This window comes from Amaricoccus sp., from assembly GCF_017993425.1.
In the GTDB taxonomy this organism is placed as follows: Bacteria; Pseudomonadota; Alphaproteobacteria; order Rhodobacterales; family Rhodobacteraceae; genus Amaricoccus.
This window is the reverse complement of record NZ_JAGOMQ010000020.1, coordinates 1-17,686: the sequence shown is the minus strand read 5'-3', so window position 1 is coordinate 17,686 and position 17,686 is coordinate 1. Positions and strand designations below refer to the sequence as shown.

14 protein-coding genes and 2 tRNA genes are annotated in these 17,686 nt (G+C 72.0%); 4 read left to right on the top strand and 12 right to left on the bottom strand.

Annotated features, from left to right (window positions below; all coding sequences use genetic code 11):
- Positions 1-98 precede the first annotated feature (98 nt).
- The 8 genes from KBB57_RS11040 to KBB57_RS11005 are packed head-to-tail and all read right to left on the bottom strand — an operon-like array spanning position 99 to position 8,982.
- A complete protein-coding gene (locus tag KBB57_RS11040; RefSeq protein WP_290749890.1) occupies positions 99-1,046 on the bottom strand; it encodes an FAD:protein FMN transferase in 948 nt (315 codons plus the stop codon).
- On the bottom strand, positions 1,033-1,581 hold the full coding sequence (locus KBB57_RS11035; protein ID WP_290749888.1) for a nitrous oxide reductase accessory protein NosL: 549 nt from the start codon (positions 1,579-1,581) through the stop codon (positions 1,033-1,035). Before KBB57_RS11035 ends, KBB57_RS11040 begins: the two co-directional genes overlap by 14 nt.
- 3 nt (positions 1,582-1,584) lie before the next feature.
- Positions 1,585-2,454, bottom strand: coding sequence for an ABC transporter permease subunit (locus tag KBB57_RS11030; protein ID WP_290749886.1), 870 nt, complete (start codon positions 2,452-2,454; stop codon positions 1,585-1,587).
- Positions 2,451-2,639: a hypothetical protein gene (locus tag KBB57_RS11025; RefSeq protein ID WP_290749884.1), complete on the bottom strand. Its 189-nt coding sequence runs from the start codon at positions 2,637-2,639 to the stop codon at positions 2,451-2,453. Before KBB57_RS11025 ends, KBB57_RS11030 begins: the two co-directional genes overlap by 4 nt.
- Positions 2,639-3,523, bottom strand: coding sequence for an ABC transporter ATP-binding protein (locus KBB57_RS11020; RefSeq protein WP_290749881.1), 885 nt, complete (start codon positions 3,521-3,523; stop codon positions 2,639-2,641). Before KBB57_RS11020 ends, KBB57_RS11025 begins: the two co-directional genes overlap by 1 nt.
- Positions 3,520-4,857: a nitrous oxide reductase family maturation protein NosD gene (locus tag KBB57_RS11015; RefSeq protein ID WP_290749879.1), complete on the bottom strand. Its 1,338-nt coding sequence runs from the start codon at positions 4,855-4,857 to the stop codon at positions 3,520-3,522. The genes KBB57_RS11020 and KBB57_RS11015 overlap by 4 nt, the downstream gene beginning before the upstream one ends.
- Positions 4,854-6,761, bottom strand: coding sequence for a TAT-dependent nitrous-oxide reductase (gene nosZ / locus KBB57_RS11010; protein WP_290749877.1), 1,908 nt, complete (start codon positions 6,759-6,761; stop codon positions 4,854-4,856). The genes KBB57_RS11015 and nosZ overlap by 4 nt, the downstream gene beginning before the upstream one ends.
- Before the next feature lie 25 nt (positions 6,762-6,786).
- Positions 6,787-8,982 (bottom strand): NosR/NirI family protein, encoded by a 2,196-nt coding sequence (locus KBB57_RS11005; protein WP_290749875.1) that lies wholly within the window; start codon positions 8,980-8,982, stop codon positions 6,787-6,789.
- A 217-nt stretch (positions 8,983-9,199) separates the two neighbouring features.
- On the opposite strand from KBB57_RS11005, the gene KBB57_RS11000 reads away from it, so the two are divergent.
- Positions 9,200-9,640: a pseudoazurin gene (locus KBB57_RS11000; RefSeq protein ID WP_290749872.1), complete on the top strand. Its 441-nt coding sequence runs from the start codon at positions 9,200-9,202 to the stop codon at positions 9,638-9,640.
- 23 nt (positions 9,641-9,663) lie between these two features.
- On the opposite strand, the gene KBB57_RS10995 is transcribed toward KBB57_RS11000, so the two are convergent.
- On the bottom strand, positions 9,664-10,353 hold the full coding sequence (locus tag KBB57_RS10995) for a Crp/Fnr family transcriptional regulator (RefSeq protein ID WP_290749869.1): 690 nt from the start codon (positions 10,351-10,353) through the stop codon (positions 9,664-9,666).
- A 69-nt stretch (positions 10,354-10,422) separates the two neighbouring features.
- Between KBB57_RS10995 and KBB57_RS10990 the strand changes: the two genes are divergently transcribed.
- The gene (locus tag KBB57_RS10990; protein ID WP_290749867.1) at positions 10,423-11,643 is read left to right on the top strand and encodes an NnrS family protein; all 1,221 of its coding nucleotides are present in this window, start codon (positions 10,423-10,425) and stop codon (positions 11,641-11,643) included.
- Between the two features lie 60 nt (positions 11,644-11,703).
- A tRNA-Gly gene (locus KBB57_RS10985) sits at positions 11,704-11,777 on the top strand.
- Between the two features lie 215 nt (positions 11,778-11,992).
- Here the strand turns inward: KBB57_RS10985 and topA are convergent.
- The 3 genes from topA to kynU all read right to left on the bottom strand — a co-directional run bounded on the left by topA (position 11,993) and on the right by kynU (position 17,180).
- Positions 11,993-14,623, bottom strand: coding sequence for a type I DNA topoisomerase (topA, locus tag KBB57_RS10980; protein WP_290749865.1), 2,631 nt, complete (start codon positions 14,621-14,623; stop codon positions 11,993-11,995).
- A 130-nt stretch (positions 14,624-14,753) separates the two neighbouring features.
- Complete coding sequence (locus KBB57_RS10975) at positions 14,754-15,014, bottom strand: hypothetical protein (RefSeq protein ID WP_290749862.1); 261 nt, start codon at positions 15,012-15,014, stop codon at positions 14,754-14,756.
- Between the two features lie 906 nt (positions 15,015-15,920).
- Positions 15,921-17,180 (bottom strand): kynureninase, encoded by a 1,260-nt coding sequence (gene kynU, locus KBB57_RS10970; protein ID WP_290749860.1) that lies wholly within the window; start codon positions 17,178-17,180, stop codon positions 15,921-15,923.
- Positions 17,181-17,343: 163 nt separating this feature from the next.
- Here kynU and KBB57_RS10965 point away from each other — a divergent pair.
- Positions 17,344-17,420, top strand: a tRNA-Asp gene (locus KBB57_RS10965).
- The last annotated feature ends 266 nt before the right edge of the window (positions 17,421-17,686 follow it).

Below are 17,686 nucleotides of genomic sequence, written 5' to 3'. Positions count from 1 at the left end.
GCTTTCCTCCCTGTGCTGCGCCCGACAGGCTAGGGCGGGTGATCGCAGGACGGCAAGGCGCAAGGGCGGAGCCGGCGGCGCTTTTGCCGGGGCGCGCGTCAGGAAAGCCGGGTCGCGTCAGCCTCCGGGAAGCGGGCGAGCACGGCGCGGGCCTCGGGCGCGGGGAGGAGGAGGACGAGCGCGGTCGAGAGGGCGTCGGCGGTGGCGGCGTCGGGGGCGGTGACGGTGACCGCGCCGGCGGCGGCCGTCGCGGCGCCCGAGCGCGGGTCGAGGATGTGGCCGAAGCGCCCTGCGGGGTCGAAGCGGAAGCCGGCGGGCGAGGAGGTGGCGACGGCGCGGTCGGCGAGGGCGAGGATGGCGTCGCTGTCGGCGACGCCCACCCGCCACGCCGCGCCGCCGTCGTCGCCGAGGGCGCGGATCTCGCCCATGTCGACCAGCGACGAGGTGACGCCGCCGGCGCGCAGCCGCTCGACGATGCGGTCGGTGATCCAGCCCTGGGCGACGCCGTTGAGGGTCAGCGCCATGCCCGGGCGGGGCAGGACGATGCGGTCGGGCTTCGCGACGACGGCGGCGAAGCCGATGCGGGCGCGGGCGCCGGCGATGGCGGCCGGGTCCGGGCCGGCGGGGGCGCCGCCGGACTGGAAGTGCTCCGCGTAGAGCCGCCAGAGCGGCTGCACGGTCGGGTCGAAGGCCCCGTCGGTGGCGGCGTGGAAGCGGCGGCAGTCGGCGAGGATCGCCACGAGCTCGGGGGGCGGCGCGGCGAGGGCGCCGGCGCGGTTGAGCGCGGAGAGCGCCGAATCGGGGCGATAGAGGCTGAGGATCGCCTCCAGCCGCTCGAGCTCGGCGACGCAGGCGGCGACGAGGCGCTCGGCGGCGGGGCGGTCGGGATGGTGGAGGATCAGCGTCGCCGGGGCGCCGAGGGCGCGGCCGCGCCAGGTGACCACCTCGGCGGTGGCGCGGGTGGCGCGGAGCGCCAGCGGCAGGCCGGCGGCGGCGGCGACGAGGCCGAGGGCGCGGCGGCGGGTGAGGCGCTCAGTCGTGGTCATGCGCGGCCTCGCTGTCGGGGTCGGCGGCGGCGTCCGGCTCGGCTTCGGGCTGGCTGCCGAGGATGTAGTCGGGCGGGATGGCGTCGAAGGCGACGACCTCGCCGCCGTGGCCGGCCGCGAAGGCCTCGGCCTTGGCCCGGTCGGCGAACGGGACGGCCTCGGCGCCGCCCATGGCGCCCTCGGCGTCGCTGTGGAGGACGTAGGAGGCGGCGCGCGCGTCGGTCCAGTTGTCGGCGCCGGGATCTGCCCAGGACGGCGCGGCGCCCATGTCGGAGACGTAGATCGCGGCGATGTCCTTCGGCTCCTCGGGCAGGAGGGTGAAGGCGACGGCGTCGCGGGCGGAGGAGAACCAGAGCGGCTCGTCGGAGCCTTGGAGCAGGACCTGGCCCTTGGGGCCCTCGTGCTCGGTCAGCATCATGCCGCAGTAGCGGCCGATGGCGGCGTCGGTGAGGGTGTGCGGCGCCGGGGCGGCGGCGTCCTCCCTGCACCCGGCCAGGGCGAGGGCGGCGAGGAGGGCGAGGGCGGGCGGGCGCATGGGTCAGGGCTCGCGGCGGGTGAACAGGAGGGCGGCCAGCGCCAGCGGCCCGGCGGTCCAGGCGAGGAGCACGGCGACGAGGACGGGCGGGGTGAGCGCAGTGTGGCCGGCGAGGGCGCCGATGCCGGTGAGCGCGCCGGTTCCCGCGGCGCCGAGGGTGAGCAGGCGGTAGGCGTCGGTCGGGTTGAGCGCGAGGAGGGCGTCGACGAGGCCGGCAGGCAGGCTGTGGCCGCCGGTGGCGACGAGGAGGCCGAGGAAGGCCATGTCGTAGAGGAGGACGAAGAAGAGCCAGAGGCCGATGGCGATGCCGCCGGCGGTGGAGCGCTGGCGGACGACGGTCGAGGCGAGGAGGCCGAGGGCGAGGAAGACGGCGCCGAGGAGGATCGAGGCGCCGATCATCGCGGCGAAGGCGGTCCAGGCCTGCGCGCCGAGGTTCCAGCCTATCGCGAGGGCGGCGACGCCGTAGCCGAGGATGGTGGCCACGGCGAGGATGGCGAGCTGGCCGGTGAACTTGCCGAGGATGACCGCGCCGCGGCTGACCGGGTAGGCGAGGAGGAGGAGGAGGGTGCCGCGCTCGGCCTCGCCGGCGATGGCGTCGTGGGAGAGGAGGAGCGCGATCAGCGGGACGAGGAAGATCGTCAGGCTGGCGAGGCTGACGGTGACGACGTCGAGGCGGCTCGCGCCGACGGTGCCGGTGGGGGCGCTGCCGAGGAGGGCGAGGGTGAGGGCGAGGGCGGCGAGGAGGAGGGTGGTGGCGAGGACCCAGCGGTTGCGGAAGCCCTCGCGGATTTCCTTCGAGGCGAGGATGAGGACGGTCGGCATCGGGGTCTCGCGGCGGGGGGCGCGGGCCTGGGCGTCGGGGACGGCGGTCATCGGGCGGCCTCGCGGCGGAGGAAACGGGCGTGGAGGTCGTCGAGGGGCGGCTCGGTGACGGCGAGGATGGTCGCACTGTCCCGGCGGTTGCGGAAGCCCTCGCGGATTTCCCTGGCGGCGAGGGCGAGGAGGGTCGGCACGGGCGTCTCGCGGCGGGGGGCGTCGGCGTCGGGGACGGCGGACATCAGGCGGCCTCGCGGCGGAGGAAGTGGGCGTAGAGGTCGTCGAGCGTCGGCTCGGTGACGGTGAGGTCGGCGAGGGCGCCGGGCTCGGCGAGGAGGCGGGAGAGGAGGGCGAGCTTGTCGGAGGCGGCGACGGTGGTCTCGAGGCTGCCGTCGGGGTTGCGGCGCCAGCCGGCGGCGGGGAAGGCGCCGGACGGGCGGACGCGGACGTGGACGGGGAGGCGGGCGAGCGCGCGGAGGTCGTCGAGGGGGCCGTCGGCGATCTTGACGCCGCGGTTGACGATGACGACGCGGTCGGCGCGGCCCTCGAGCTCGGTGAGCGCGTGGGAGGCGAGGAGAACGGTGGCGCCGGCGGCGGCGCGGTCGGCGACGATGGCGTAGAACTCGCGGCGGAGCGCGGGGTCGAGGCCGCTGGTCGGCTCGTCGAGGATGAGGACGCGCGGGCTGCCGAGGAGGGCCTGGGCGAGGCCGAGGCGCTGGCGCATCCCCTTGGAATAGGCGCCGACGGGGCGGTCGGCGGCGGCGTCGAGGCCGACGGCGGCGAAGGCGCGGTCGAGGGCGGAGGCGGGCACGCCCTTGAGGCGGGCGTAGAAGGCGAGGGTCTCGCGGCCCGTCAGCGCGAGGTGGAAGGAGACCGCCTCGGGCAGGTAGCCGACGGCGGCGCGGGCGCCGGGGTCGGCGGCGGGGTCGACGCCGAGCAGGCGAACCGTGCCGGCGGTCGGTCGGGCGAGGCCGAGGATCATCTTGATCTGGGTGGTCTTGCCGGCGCCGTTATGGCCGACGAGGGCGACGACCTCGCCGGGGCGGAGCGCGAGGTCGAGGTCGCGGACGGCGGTGATCGCGCCGTAGCGCTTGGTGACGCGGGAAAGGACGACGGTCTCGGTCATCGGGCGGGGTCCGGGGGCGCCATCAGCGGCGCCGAGTCGAGGACGCCGCCGGGGAGGGTTGCGGGGAAGCGGGACTGGGCCCAGCGGATCACCTGGACGGCGGGGCTCGTCATCAGCAGCCGGGCCTGCGGCGCGGTCCACATCACCCGGTCGATCAGGTCGTTCGGGCGATAGGCGGCGTCGGCGATGCCGTCCCCGTCGAGGTCGAAGGCGGGGTTGTCGGACCAGTAGTTGCCGCGGCCCTTCTCGGACCAGTCGATGACGCGCGTGCCGACGTACTTCACCTGCGTCTGGTTGCCGACGAAGGCGTTGCCGGAGACGGCGTTGCCCTCGGAGCCGGCGGTGAAGTGGATGCCGATCTCGCAGCCCTCGAAGCGGTTGCCCTCGATGACGCTCTTGTTGGCGTTGAAGATGAAAAGGCACTTCTCCGGGCCGATGCGGTCGCGGTCGGCATGCACCGCCGGCGCCTCGGACGTGGCCGGAATGTCGTCGTCGTCGGCGCCTTGCGAGAAGGTGAGCCAGCGGGAAGCGGGCAGCTCGCGGCCGGTGACGCGGTTGCCGCGGACCTCCGCATGGTTGGAGGAGTTCAGCATCAGCCCGTGGTCGCGGTCGCCGTCGGAGCTGTTGCCGAGGATCCTGACCCGGTCGGAGAACATGATCGCGTAGCCGACGGTGTTGTCGACGGAGACGTTGTCCTCGATCACGCTGTCGCTGGTGTACATGTAATGGATGGCGAAGCGGGTCTTCTCGAAGCGGTTGCCGCGGAAGGTGTCCTTCTTCGAGACGCGGGTGAAGATGCCGTCGCGACCGAAGCGGATGTGGTTGCCCTCGATCAGCGCGCCGGGGGCGTTCCAGATCATGACGCCGTTGCCGGCGTCGGCCTGCCGGCCGCTGCGGCCGGTGATGTCGTTGCCGCGGACCGTGGCGTCGGTCGCGCCCTGCAGGCGGACGCCGTGCAGGTTGTCGATGAGGACGTTGCCTTCGACGAGGGCGCGTTTCGACCCCTTCTCCAGCACGACGCCCGCGTCCATCGCCGCGCGGTCGTGGCCGGAGCCCTGGATGGTGAGGCCGCGGATGGCGACGTCGGGGGCGGTGACGGTGACGACGCTGCCCTCGCCCCCCCCGTCAAGGACAGCGCCGGGCTCGCCGCGCAGCGTGAGCGCGCGGTCGAGCGTGACGCGGCCGGCATGGACGCCGGCCGCAAGGACCAGCTCGTCCCCCGGCGCCGCCGCAGCCACCGCCGCGGCGAGGTCGTCGCCGGGCGCGACCAGGCGCGTCTCGGCGGCGGCGAGGCCGGGCAGGAGCAGGGCGGCGAGGAGGACGGGGAGGATCATGCGGCGGCTGGCTCCACCAGCATCCGGCCCTTCATCTCCATGTGCATCGCGTGGCAGAACCACGAGCAGTAGTACCAGTAGACCCCGGGCTTGTCGGCCTTGAAGGTCACCGAGGCGGTGGCCTGCGGCGCGATCTCGAAGTTGATGCCGTAGTTGATGATCGAGAAGCCGTGGGTCAGGTCCTCGACCTCGTCGATGTTGGTGATGACGACCGTCACCTCGTCGCCCTGCTTGACCGTGAATGTCTCGAGGCTGAAGGCCGGCGCCGAGGAGGTCATGTAGACCCGCACCTTGTCGCCGTCGCGGATCACGTCGCCGGCGATCATCAGGTCGATGCCGTCGGCCTCGGCGAGCTTCACCGTCTCGGCGAAGAACGGGTCGGCGCGGTCCCAGATCGAGATCGGGTTGATCTTCGAAGAATGCACGATCGTCGCGTCGTGCGGCTCGGCGAAGGTCGGGTTGTCGTGGACGACCACCATCTCGTCGCCGGAGATGTCGATCAGCTGGTCGCATTCCGGCTTGAGCGGGCCGACGTTCAGGAATCGGTCCTTGGAGAACTTGTTAAGCGAGATCAGCCACTTGCCGTCCGCTTCCTTGGTCTGCCCCATCGAGGTGTGGTTGTGGCCGGGCTGGTACTGCACGTCGAGCTTCTGCCGGATCGGGTCGACCTGCTCGCCCTTGAAGGCGCGCTTGGCGTCGTCGATGTTCCACTTGCAGACCTGGCTGTCGAGGAACAGCGTCGTATAGGCGTTGCCGCGGCCGTCATAGGCGGTGTGGAGCGGCCCGAGGCCCAGCTCCGGCTCGGCGACGACGGTGTCGCGCGGCTGGATCTTGTCGTCGAAGAGATCGTCGAACGTGCGCACGTCGAAGACCGTGACCGTGGGCGAGAGCTTGCCGTTCGCCACCACGTGGATGCCGTCGGGGGCGGTGTTGATGCCGTGCGGCCCGTTCGCCACCGGGACGTAGCGGGTGTAGGGCGAGCCCTGGGTGCCGTCGAGCACCGGCACGCCGTTCATCATCGTCGCCTTGCCGGCGGCGACGGCTTCCTCGATGCGCTTGAGGTTGAAGATGACCACCCAGTCCTCGTCGGCGGCCATCATGTCGGCGAGGGTGACGCCGCCCTCGGAGTTGTAGCAGGTGGCGAAGCAGTACTTGCCCTGGTAGTCGGCGTCGACGTTGTCGAGGTTGCCGTCGACCTTGATCTGCCAGGCGACCTCCATGGTGTCGCCGTCGATCGCCGAGAAGATCGACCAGTACTGCTTCGGGTCGTCGAGGATCTTGCCGTCGTTCGGGAGCGGCACGCCGTCCTCGCCGTTGGCGAAGACATAGCCGGTGCGCGGGTACTTCTGCACGCGCAGGCCGTGGACGGTGTGCTGGTTCGGGATCTGGACGATCTTGTCGCAGCGCATGACGTCGAGGCGGATGCGGCAGACGCGGGTGTTGGCCTTGTCGTTGGCGAAGAGGTAGCGCCCGTCATAGGTGCCGTCGGTCTGCGACGGGTGCGGGTGGTGCAGGTCGCCGTTCATGTAGGTGCCGCCGCGGGTCGACAGGAACTCGCGCGACTCCGGGGTGAGGCCCTCGGTCAGCACCCGCAGGCTCTCGTTGGTCTGGCCCCAGCCGGTGGCGCTCTCGCGGTTGAAGACGGGGATGCGCATCAGCTCGCGCATCGACGGCAGGCCGACGATGCGGATCTCGCCAGAATGACCGCCGGAGGTGAAGACATAGTATTCGTCGAGCTCGCCCGGCGCGACGGCGACGGACTGGTGCCCTTCCTGGGCGTGGGCCGGCGAGCCGAGCAGGCTGCCGAGCCCGAGCCCGCCGAGGGCCGGCGCGCTGGCGGCCAGCGCCGAGGTGCCGAGCAACTGGCGGCGGTTGAGCTGGGCCTTGTCGTCGGTCGACATCATGCGACTCCTTTCAGGTGTGGGCATGTCAGGTGTGGGCATGGGCGGGTTTCGGGCGGGGCCCGGGCGGGATCTTCAGCCCCGGGGCGCCGCCGGCCGCGATCTTGTCGCGGCGGGCCTTGACGACCATCATGTGCGGGCACCGCGTCTCGGAGTGGTAGAGCTCTTGGCAGTGCATGCAGTAGATGCACTCGTTGACGTTGATGTTGCCCTCGGGGTGGATCGCCTGGACCGGGCACTCGTTGGCGCAGCGATGGCAGGGCGAGCCGCATTCGGGCCAGCGCTTCAGCCACTCGAACATGCGCAGCCGGCCCGGGATCGCCAGCGCCGCGCCGAGCGGGCAGACGTAGCGGCAGAAGAACCGCTCGATGAAGAGGCCGGGCAGCAGCCACAGGAGCGCGATCGCGATGAAGACGAGCTCGCGGTTGAACTTCAGGATGATCGCGGTCTTGAAGGGCTCCACCTCGGCCAGCACCTCGGCGCTGGAGAGCGAGTAGAGCGACAGGCCGAAGAGGCCGAGGAAGATCATGTACTTGATCGGCCAGAGGCGTTCGTGGAGCGCCCAGGGGACCTGGATCTGGGGGATACGGAGCTTCTTCGCGGCGAGGCTCGCGAACTCCTGCAGGGAGCCGAAGGGGCAGAGCCAGCCGCAGAAGGGGCCGCGGCCCCAGAAGAGCAGGCCCGCGGCGACGGCGGCCCAGAGGATGAAGACGAGGGGGGCCGAGAGGAAGAACTCCCAGGAGAAGCCGGTGACGAGGGAGTTGAAGAAGGTGAGGACGTTGACGACCGAGAGCTGGGTGTTGGCGATCCAGCCGAGCCAGACCAGCGTGAAGGCGAGGTAGGCGTAGCGGACGCCCTTCAGCAGACGCGGGCGGCGGGCCAGCGTGTTCTGGAAGAAGAAGATCGCGGTGAGGACGAGGAGCGCGCCGATGGCGATGGCGATCGGGGCGCGGTTCATCTGCCAGATCGAGATCCAGAGCGCCGGCTCGTCCGGCTCGTCCGCTGCGGCGGCCGGGACGGGCGCCGGGGCGGGGGCGGGCGGCGCGGGCAGGAGGTAGCTCTCGGGCAGGGTGTAGCCGAGGTCGAAGGGGAGCGTGGTCTTGTCGCGCCCCTCGGTGCCGCGCTGGACGAGGAGCTGGAGGTCGAAGGGCGCGGCGGGGTCGAAGACGAAGTCCTCGGGGACGACGAAGAGGCCGACCTCCTTGAGGCGTGGGGCGCCGGCGGCGGCGATGCCGGTCAGGCGGGTGTGGTTGCGGTCGCGGAAGCGGACGCCCTGGCCGTCCTGGATCAGCTCGATGCGGTCGAAGATGCCGCCGCGGACATAGGCGGAGCCCTTGAAGGAATAGGCGCCGTCGCCGGCGACCATCAGCGCCGCCTGTCCGGGCTTCAGCGTCTTGGCGAGACGGTCCCAGGCGGCGTCGCCGAGGAGGCTGCGGCCGATCGTCGGGACGGAGACCGGCGCGACGTAGAGGGTGATGAACGTGTCGTCGGGATTCGCGGACTCGGGGTGGCTGGCGGCGGCTGGCTGGCCCGCCTCCGCGAACGCCTGCGACACCTCGCCGACGGTGAGCGCGAGGCTGCGCACCGATCCGTCGCCGAGGAGGGCCTGCCAGTCGCGGATCTCGCTCTGGCCCGTGTCGATGGCGCGCGCGGGCAGGGCCGGCGCCGCGCCGGCGGGGGCGCCGCCGGTGAGGCGGCCGCTGCGGATCAGGCGGACGGCCGAGCGCACGACGCTGTCGGCCATGACGAGGACGGTGACGGTGGCGCCGGAGACGATCTCGACCTGCGGCGGCTTGGCGGCGCCGGCGGCCACCGTGCCGAGGTCGGCGCCGATCAGGCCGTTGAGCGCGGCCATGATCTTCGCCTCGGGGATGCCGATGAGGACGATCGGCTCGTGGTGCTCGACGAGCTTCAGGCCGCGGACGGTCCCGGCCGGGTCGATGCCGACGACGATGCGGATCGGCTTGCCGGAGTAGCCGACGGAGGTGGTGAGGTCGCTGTTGAGATAGGCGAAGCCGACGCGCGCGCCGCCGGCGTCGAGCACGGGGACGAGCGGCGGGTCCCCCTCGGCGGGGCCGAAGCTGGCGCCGCCCGGGACGAGCTCGGACGGGGCGATGTCGGAGAGGAAGTCGGTGAGGGTCTTCGCCGCAGCGGGCAGCGCGAGGACGAGGGCGAGGAGGAGCGCCAGCGCGGCCCAGCCTGCTTGTCTGCGTGACCTGCCCACGGATGGCCCCCGTTCCCTCTCGTGCCCCCCTGTCTGGCCCGCGGGGCCGCGCGGTTCTTTGCGGAATTGCAAAGAGCGCTGCGACGGACGAAGCGCGCCGCGAGTTTGCGCCGGCGCAACGTCGCGGCGTGGCGAGGTGGGCTACATGCGCGGTCACGGCGTCGGGACGCGGCCTTGAGGGCGCGGAGGGTCGGCGGCCAGGGGGATGGAGATGAACATGCGACTCTTCGGAATCAGCCTCGCCGTCGCGGCGCTCGCGGCGGCTGGCGGGATGGCCTCGGCGGCGGAGTTCGAGGTGCAGATGCTGAACAAGGGCGCCGGCGGCGCGATGGTGTTCGAGCCGGACTTCGTGCAGGCGCAGCCGGGCGACGTCGTGCATTTCGTCGCGGTCGACAAGGGCCACGACGTGGAGAGCGTCAAGGGGATGATCCCGGACGGGGTCGAGCCGTTCAAGGCCAAGATGAACGAGAACTTCGACCTGACGGTGACGACCGAGGGCGTCTATGGCGTGAAATGCACGCCGCATTTCCCGATGGGGATGGTGGCGCTCGTCGTGGTCGGCGATCCGTCCTCGAACCTCGACGCGGCGAAGGCGGTCAAGAATCCGAAGAAGGCGCAGGAGCGCTTCGACGCGGCCTTCGCCCAGATCGGGCAGTAGGAGCGGCGGCGCGGGCGGCGGGTTCAGGCCCCGTCGCCGCTGCCGATCCGCTCGAGCGCGCCGAGGTCGGCGATGACGATGCGGGCGCGCCCCGTCCGGACGATGCCGCGGGCGCTCCACGACGAGACGATGCGCGAGACGCTGTGCAGCGTCGTGCCGGTCATCTCGGCGAGATCCTGGCGGGTGACCGGGAAGTCGATCCCGAGACCCCCCTCGACCGGCCGGCCCGCCTCGCGGGCCAGGCGCAGCAGGGCGTGGGCGACCCGGCGCTCGACCCCCTCGGTGGCGAGCTCGGCCATGCGGCTGTGTACGTCGACGATGTGCCGGCCCAGCGCCTGGGTGACGCGGAGGGAGACGACGGGATGCGTCTCGAGCAGGGTCGACCAGTAGCACATCGGCCAGCCGACGAGCTGCGAGGGCACCACGGCGCTGCACGTCGCCGGATAGTCCCGCCGCGCCAGCGCCAGCGCGAGGCCGCAGAAATCGCCCGCTCCGATCAGCCGAACCAGCACCTGCTTGCCGTCGGGCGTGAGCATGGCGACCTTCACCCGGCCCTCGACCACGAGGAAGAAGCGGTCCGCCGCCGCGCCCTGCTCGAACGCCGCCTCGCCCGGCCGGAGCGACCGCGCGGTCCCGTGGCGCGCGACCTCCTCGAGCTGCGGGTCGGCGAGGCCGTGAAAGGGCGGGGAGCGGCGGAGCGCCTCGACGATCATTGCGGTGAGCCAGCCTCTGCCGTCACGGCGACGCGCCGCCGAATGCCGCGAGTCTAGAGGAGCAGATCCATGCCAACAACCCGTCCGACCGATCCGCCGCGGGCGAGGCCCTACGGCATTCCGCGCGGGCTGCGCCGGGACGGGCCGGTGCTGTTCTCCTACGGGTTCCGGCCGTTCTTCCTCGGGGCCGGGGTCTTCGCCGTGGTGGCCATGGCGCTCTGGATCGGGGCGCTGACCGCCGGCCTGCCGATCGGCGGCGCCTACGGCGCCGCGGGGTGGCATGCCCACGAGATGCTGTTCGGCTTCGCGCCGGCGGTGCTGGCCGGGTTCCTGATGACGGCGATCCCGAACTGGACCGGGCAGATGCCGCTCGCCGGCCGGCCGCTCGCCATGCTGGCCGGGCTGTGGCTCGCCGGGCGGGTGGCGATGCTCGCGGCCGGGGTCGTCGGCGCGCCCGTCGCGGCGGCGGTCGACGCGGCCTTCCTGCCGGCGCTCGCCACCGCCTGCGCCCGCGAGCTGATCGCGGGGAAGAAGTGGAAGGACCTGAAGGTGCTGGTCGGCGTGGCCGTGATCGCCGCGGCCAACATCGGCTTCCACGCGGAGGTGCTGCTCTCCGGCGCGCCGGGGATGGCGGCGCGGGCCGGCGTCGCCGGGTTCGCGCTCCTCGTGACGATCATCGGCGGCCGGATCATCCCGAGCTTCACCCGCAACTGGCTGGCGATGGCCGGCGCCTCGCGGCTGCCGGTCGCGTTCAACGGCCAGGACGGCGTGGCGATCGGGGTGGGCCTCGTCGGGCTCGTCGCCTGGGTGGTCGCGCCGGAGGGGTGGCCGACCGCCGCCGCCGCGCTCGTCGCCGCCGTCGCGGTGGCCTGGCGGCTCTCGCGCTGGCGCGGGGCGGCGACGTGGCGGGAGCCGTTGCTCCTCGTGCTGCACGTGGCGTTCGGCTTCCTCGGGCTCGGCTTCGTCGCCATCGCGGCGGCGGCGCTGGGCTGGCTGCCGCAGGCCGCGGCGATGCACGTGCTGACGGTGGGCGGGATCGCCGGGACGATGCTCGCGGTGATGACGCGGGCGACGCGGGGCCATACCGGGCGGCCGCTGGTGGCGTCGCGCTGGACGCAGGCCTCGTATCTCTGCCTGTTCGGCGCGGCGCTGGCGCGGCCGGCGGCGGATCTCGCCGGGGATCCGCGGCTGCTCGACCTCGCGGGCGGCCTGTGGATCGCGGCCTTCCTGCTCTTCCTCGCCGAGTACGCGCCGATGCTGCTGCTCGACCGCCAGCGCTCGATGCGCTGAGCGGCCGGCGGATCAGGTCGCTTGACGCCCCGGTGGCGTTTGCCTTAGCCACGTGGCGGCGCGGGTATGGTGAAATGGTATCACACGAGCCTTCCAAGCTCTTGGCGCGGGTTCGATTCCCGCTACCCGCTCCACGCCCCCTGCCGCAGATGTCGACTCACTTCGAGGTCCGCCGTCCCCGCCCCGACCGCTCCGCGTCGAGCCGGGTGACATGCGCATGTCTCCCGGCGGGCGCCGTCGCTCGGCGAACCCGACGACGCCGGAAGGCCGCCGGAACTCAGCGGGCCAAGGCCCGAACGCCGACGTCGGGGCGGGGCGGGGCGCCGATCCGAGGCGCCCCGCCCCGACGTCACTCCGCCGCGGTCTTGGCGGCGGGCTTGCGGGCGGGCTTCTTCTTCGCGGCGGGCTTCGCCTTGCCGGTCTTGGCGGTCGACCGGCCCTTGGCCTTGCCCTTGCCCGCGGGAGCCTTGGCGGCGATCAGCTCCAGCGCCTGCTCCAGCGTCGCCGCCTCGGGGGCGGTCTCCTTCGGGAGCGTGGCGTTGACCTTCTCCCACTTCACGTAAGGCCCGTAGCGCCCGGCGTAGAGGGCGACGTCGCCGCCGTCGGGGTGCTGGCCGAGCACGCGCAGCGGCGCCACCGCGGCGCCGCGGGCGCGGCCGGGGCCGCGGGCGGCGCGCTGGGCGATCAGCTCCACCGCGCGGTTCATGCCGATGGTGAAGACCTCCTCGGGGTCCTTCAGGTTGGCGTAGGTCTTGCCGTGCTTCACGAAGGGGCCGAAGCGGCCGATGCCGGCCTCGATCGGCTCGCCGTCCTCGGGATGGACGCCGACGAGCCGCGGCAGCGACAGCAGCTCCAGCGCCCGCTCGAGGCCGAGGGTCGCGGGATCGACGCCCTTCGGCAGCGAGGCCCGCCGCGGCTTCTCGCCCTCGGCCGCCTCGCCGAGCTGCACGTAGAAGCCGTAGGGGCCCTTCTTCAGGGTCACCGGCTGCGGGACCGTGTCCTCCTCGATCACCGCGCCGTCGAGCGTGCCCTCGCCCAGCACCTTGCCGTCGAGGGCGGCCAGCTCGCCGTCGGCGTCGCCGGCGAGCGGGCGGGTGTAGCGGCATTCCGGGTAGTTCGAGCAGCCGATGAAGGCCGAGCCGTTGCGCGAGGTGCGCAAGGAGAGCCGGCCGGTGCCGCAGACCTTGCAGCGGCGCGGCTCGGGGTCCTCGGCGGTGACGGGAAAGAGGTGCGGCTCCAGCACCTCGTTGATCTTCTCGAGCACCTCGGTGATGCGCAGGCCCTCGGTCTCGCCGAGAGCGGCGGAGAAGTCCTTCCAGAAGCGGCCGAGCAGGACCTTCCAGTCCTCCTCGCCGGTGGTCACCCGGTCGAGGTCCTCCTCGAGGTCGGCGGTGAAGTCGTAGTCGAGGTAGCGGCGGAAGTAGTTGACGAGGAAGGCCGTCACCAGCCGGCCCTTGTCCTCGGGCATGAGGCGGCTGCCTTCCTTGCGGACGTAGTCGCGCTCCTGGATCGTCGAGACGATCGAGGCGTAGGTCGAGGGCCGGCCGATGCCGAGCTCCTCCATGCGCTTGACCAGCGTCGCCTCGGTGTAGCGGGGCGGCGGCTGGGTGAAGTGCTGCTCGGGGGCGACCGACTTCTTCTCCGCCCGCTCGCCCTGCATGATGACCGGCAGGCGGCGCTCGTCGTCGTCCTCGCCGTCGATCTCGACGTCGTCGCGGCCCTCGAAATAGACCTTGAGGAAGCCGTCGAAGGTCACGACCTGCCCGGTGGCGCGCAGGCCCACCTGGCCGTCGGCGCTCTCGACGTCGACGGTCGTGCGCTCGAAGCGGGCCGCCTCCATCTGGCTGGCGATCGAGCGCTTCCAGACCAGCTCGTAGAGCTTGCGCTGGTCGGGCTCGAGCGCGCCCATCCGGCCCGGATCCGCCGCCATGTCGGTCGGGCGGATGCACTCGTGCGCCTCCTGGGCGTTCTTGGCCTTGTTCTTGTACATCCGGGGGCTGGAGGGGACGTATTCCGCGCCGAAGCGGGCCTTGATGACGTCGCGGGCCGCCATGACCGCCTCGGGGGCCATGTCGATGCCGTCGGTGCGCATGTAGGTGATGTGGCCGGCCTCGTAGAGGCGCTGGGCCGCGTTCATGGTCTGGCGGGCGCCGAAGCCGAACTTGCGGCTCGCCTCCTGCTGGAGGGTCGAGGTCATGAAGGGCGCGGCCGGGTTGCGGGTCGCGGGCTTCGCCTCGACCGCGCGCACGGTCAGCTCGCGCGACTGCACCGCGGCGACGGCGAGCTCGGCGGCGGCGGCGCTGTCGAGGTCGAACTTGTCGAGCTTGCGGCCGGCGAGCGAGACGAGGCGGCCGAGGTATTCCTGCCCGCGCGGGGTGACCAGCACGGCCGAGACGGTCCAGTATTCCCGGGCGCGGAAGGCCTCGATCTCCATCTCGCGCTCGACGATCAGGCGGAGGGCCACGGACTGGACCCGGCCGGCGGACTTCGCGCCGGGGAGCTTGCGCCAGAGGACCGGCGAGAGGCGGAAGCCGACGAGGTAGTCGAGGGCGCGCCGCGCGAGGTAGGCGTCGACCAGCGGCTGGTCGATGGTCCGCGGCGCCGCCATCGCCTGGGTTACGGCGGACTTGGTGATGGCGTTGAAGACGACGCGCTCGACCTCGGTGTCCTTCTTGAGCGCCTTGCGGCGGGTCAGGGCCTCGATCAGGTGCCAGGAGATCGCCTCGCCCTCGCGGTCGGGGTCGGTGGCGAGGATGAGCTTGCTGTCGTCCTTGAGCGCCTCGGCGATGGCGCGGACGTGCTTCTGGCTCTCGGGGGCGACCTCCCACAGCATCTCGAAGCCGTGGTCGGGATCGACGGAGCCGTCCTTGGCGGGCAGGTCGCGCACATGCCCGTAGGAGGCGAGCACCGTATAGTCGGGGCCGAGATACTTGTTGATGGTCTTCGCCTTGGCGGGCGATTCGACGACGACGACGGCCATGGGCGCTCCTTCGCCGCGGGCAAACCCGGGTCGGCGGGCTATGTGTGCCGCCCCGCCGGGGATGTCAATCGACCGTTCCGGTTTGCGCGCTCCGCCTCGTGCGGCCCCGGCCGGTTCATATCCTTCTCGTTCATGCCCGGATCCTCTCGACCAGGCTGCGCAGCGTCGTCATCCCGTCGGTCATCGCGGTCTCCGGTTCAGGTTGCGCCGCCACCGCCAGCGGCACCTTGAACGTCGAGGCCGGTGTGACACGGGAGCCGCAGTCGCCCTCTTCCAGCAGCGCCGTCCCCGTCGGGGCATCGGCGACGAGAGTGCAGATCGTGTTCGCCTGCGCTGGCGCTACCGATGCTGACAAAAGCATCAGAGCGAGCGAAATGGCTAACGTGCGCAAGGCAACCCTCCGTATTCGGAGGATTTCCCTATTGTGCGTCGGTATTCCAGCCAACCGTCGACTGACGGCTCAGGGCTCCAAAACGGACCTTAACCCCGGAGCGGCTCGCGTTCGGGGTCGCGCTCTATGCCGGGTCTGAGCTGATACATGCTGAAACTCTATGGGCTGAACGCGATATCGGCCCGAGGGCAGGGTACGCGCACACTGCACGACAGGAGCCGGTCGCCGCCCGAGGCCGCGTCGCTCCCCCCGACCGAAGCGGGCTCTGCCCGCGAGGCTGCGGCGCGACAAGCGAAAGCACGGCTTTCGCCGCGCCGACGACCGGAGCGCGTTGGCGCGGAGGTCGTCAGGGGTGAAGATTTCTCCGTCGCGCGCAATCCGTCCGTGGTCGCCCCGGCGAGCGCGGAATCGCGCTCGCCCCCCGAGGGGCGATCGCGGACGGATTTGCCACGGGTCAAATCCGTCTGGCGTCACCGTCCCGCACTCTCCCGACCGGGGGTTTCTCTCCACTGTCGTGCAGTCTGGGGTACGCGAAGCGTTTCCCGAAGACCATCGGCCACCATCCCGGGATCCCAAAGAGAATTATTCGGGATCTGCGGGCAGAAGATCGAAGGGACGAGGCGAATTATGGTTTTGTTTCAGTCTCTTGTGCCGGGCGAAGCCAGGAGGCCGATTTCGGCGTGTCCCACCACGCGGAATGCGTCGCCGTCCGCACCGCCCCGCGTCGGGCAGGTTGACCTGCGCATGTCAACCTGCGGGAGCCGTCGCGAGGCGGGACCTCGCCGCTGGCCGATCCTTGCCCGCGGGCGGGCGCGACCAGCGTTGAGTTCACATTTACCCCTCACGCAAAATCAATGGCTTAGGTAATTTTCACGCGTGAACACCCCGCGCGCAACCCCGTCCGCCCTAGGTTACCGCCGCCTTCCGCCGGTATTCCGGGGCGTCCCAGCACGCCCCCGCCAGCACCTGGTGCAGCGTCCGCGCCGCCCGCACCACGTCGGCGTGCGAGAGGTAGAGCGGCGCGAACCCGAAGCGCATCACGTCCGGCGTCCGGAAGTCCCCGACCACCCCGCGATGGATCAGAGCCTGCACCACCGCGTAGCCCTCGGGATGGGTCAGCGCCACCTGGCTCCCCCGCTCCGCCGCGGCCCGCGGGCTGAGCAGCCCGACCCCGAACGCACCAAGCGTCTCCCCCGTCAGCGCGATGAACCGCTCCGTCAGCCCCTGGCTCTTCGCCCGGATCGCCGCCATCGGATAGTCCCGGAACATCGCGATTCCCGCCCGCATCGCCCGGAACGACAGGATCGGCTGCGTCCCGCACAGGAACTTCCGGATCCCCGGGTCCGGCGCATAGCCCATGTCGAACGCGAACGGCCGCGCATGGCCCCACCACCCCGACAGCGGCTGCCGGATCGCCGCCAGATGCCGGGCCGCCGCGAACACGAAGGCCGGCGCCCCCGGCCCGCCGTTTAAGTACTTGTAGGTGCAGCCCACCGCCATGTCGGCCCGCCCCGCATTCAGCCCGACCTCCACCACCCCGGCGCTGTGGCACAGATCCCAGATCGCCAGCGCCCCCTTCGCATGCGCCTTCGCCGTCACCGCCGCCAGGTCGCGCAACCGCCCGGTCCGATAGTCGACCTGGTTGACCAGCACGACCGCCACGTCCTCGTCGATCAGGTCGATGAGCTCCGGCCCGTCCACCCCCTCGAGCCGCAGCCGCGTCCCCGCCCGCGTCGCCACCGCCCCCTCCGCCACGTAGAGGTCCGTCGGAAAACTTCCCGCCTCGGCGACGACGACCGACCGCCCCGGCCGCAACCCGAACGCCGCATGCAGCGCCTTGTAGATGTTGAGCGACACCGTGTCGCAGACCACGACCTCGCCCGGATCCGCCCCGATCGTCGGCGCCAGCAGGTCGCCGTAGTCGGTCGGCATGGCGAACCACCCGGCGGCGTTCCAGCTGCCGATCAGGTCGCGCGCCCATTCCTGCGTCGCCGCCGCCTCGACCTCGGCCAGCGCCGCCTCCGGCGCCGGCCCGAGCGAGTTGCCGTCGAGATAGATCACCCCCGGCGGCAGCCGGAACCGCCCCCGCGCCGCCGCGAGCGGATCGCGCCCGTCCTCCGCCTCCGCCGCCGCCAGCGCGCCGGCCCAATATGCGTCGTCCGACATGGCTCCCCCCGTTTTGCCCGACCGTGGCGCCTTCTCCCCGCCCCTTCAAGCGCCGCCGCGCCGCCGCCGCATCGCCCCGCGCCGCACAAATCCGGCTTGACGCCCCCGCCGCGCCTCTCTACATCCCACCCCACGGCGCGCCCCCCGGGGCCTTCGCCGGTGCGCGGTTGTAGCTCAGTCGGTTAGAGTGCCGGCCTGTCACGCCGGAGGTCGCGGGTTCGAGCCCCGTCAACCGCGCCATTATCTCGACGAGAGTCGGATTCGCCTTGGCCGGCTTCAACTCTCCCGGGCGGGGAGTTTCAACTTCTGGCCCCGACTTGTTCTCCCGAATGCGCCGACGGCCCCGCTTCCGGTCCTCGTCCGCCAGCTCAACGGCGGCCTGATTGTCAATCGGCGCGCAAACTCGACCCCCGATCGGCGTCCAATTTTAACCCCCTTGTCCAGTTAGAGAGACGGGCCTGACGCGCGGGAGCTATCCTACGGCGCAGGCGCGTCAGGCCCGTCTC

What these genes read in the sequence shown, in the direction of transcription:
- nosZ (WP_290749877.1), bottom strand. Translation starts at nt 6,761, where the DNA reads ATGATGTCGACCGACGACAAGGCCCAGCTCAACCGCCGCCAGTTGCTC.
- KBB57_RS11020 (WP_290749881.1), bottom strand. Translation starts at nt 3,523, where the DNA reads ATGACCGAGACCGTCGTCCTTTCCCGCGTCACCAAGCGCTACGGCGCG.
- KBB57_RS11000 (WP_290749872.1), top strand. Translation starts at nt 9,200, where the DNA reads ATGCGACTCTTCGGAATCAGCCTCGCCGTCGCGGCGCTCGCGGCGGCT.
- topA (WP_290749865.1), bottom strand. Translation starts at nt 14,623, where the DNA reads ATGGCCGTCGTCGTCGTCGAATCGCCCGCCAAGGCGAAGACCATCAAC.
- KBB57_RS11040 (WP_290749890.1), bottom strand. Translation starts at nt 1,046, where the DNA reads ATGACCACGACTGAGCGCCTCACCCGCCGCCGCGCCCTCGGCCTCGTC.
- KBB57_RS11035 (WP_290749888.1), bottom strand. Translation starts at nt 1,581, where the DNA reads ATGCGCCCGCCCGCCCTCGCCCTCCTCGCCGCCCTCGCCCTGGCCGGG.
- KBB57_RS10995 (WP_290749869.1), bottom strand. Translation starts at nt 10,353, where the DNA reads ATGATCGTCGAGGCGCTCCGCCGCTCCCCGCCCTTTCACGGCCTCGCC.
- kynU (WP_290749860.1), bottom strand. Translation starts at nt 17,180, where the DNA reads ATGTCGGACGACGCATATTGGGCCGGCGCGCTGGCGGCGGCGGAGGCG.
- KBB57_RS11030 (WP_290749886.1), bottom strand. Translation starts at nt 2,454, where the DNA reads ATGACCGCCGTCCCCGACGCCCAGGCCCGCGCCCCCCGCCGCGAGACC.
- KBB57_RS10990 (WP_290749867.1), top strand. Translation starts at nt 10,423, where the DNA reads ATGCCAACAACCCGTCCGACCGATCCGCCGCGGGCGAGGCCCTACGGC.
- KBB57_RS11015 (WP_290749879.1), bottom strand. Translation starts at nt 4,857, where the DNA reads ATGATCCTCCCCGTCCTCCTCGCCGCCCTGCTCCTGCCCGGCCTCGCC.
- KBB57_RS11025 (WP_290749884.1), bottom strand. Translation starts at nt 2,639, where the DNA reads ATGTCCGCCGTCCCCGACGCCGACGCCCCCCGCCGCGAGACGCCCGTG.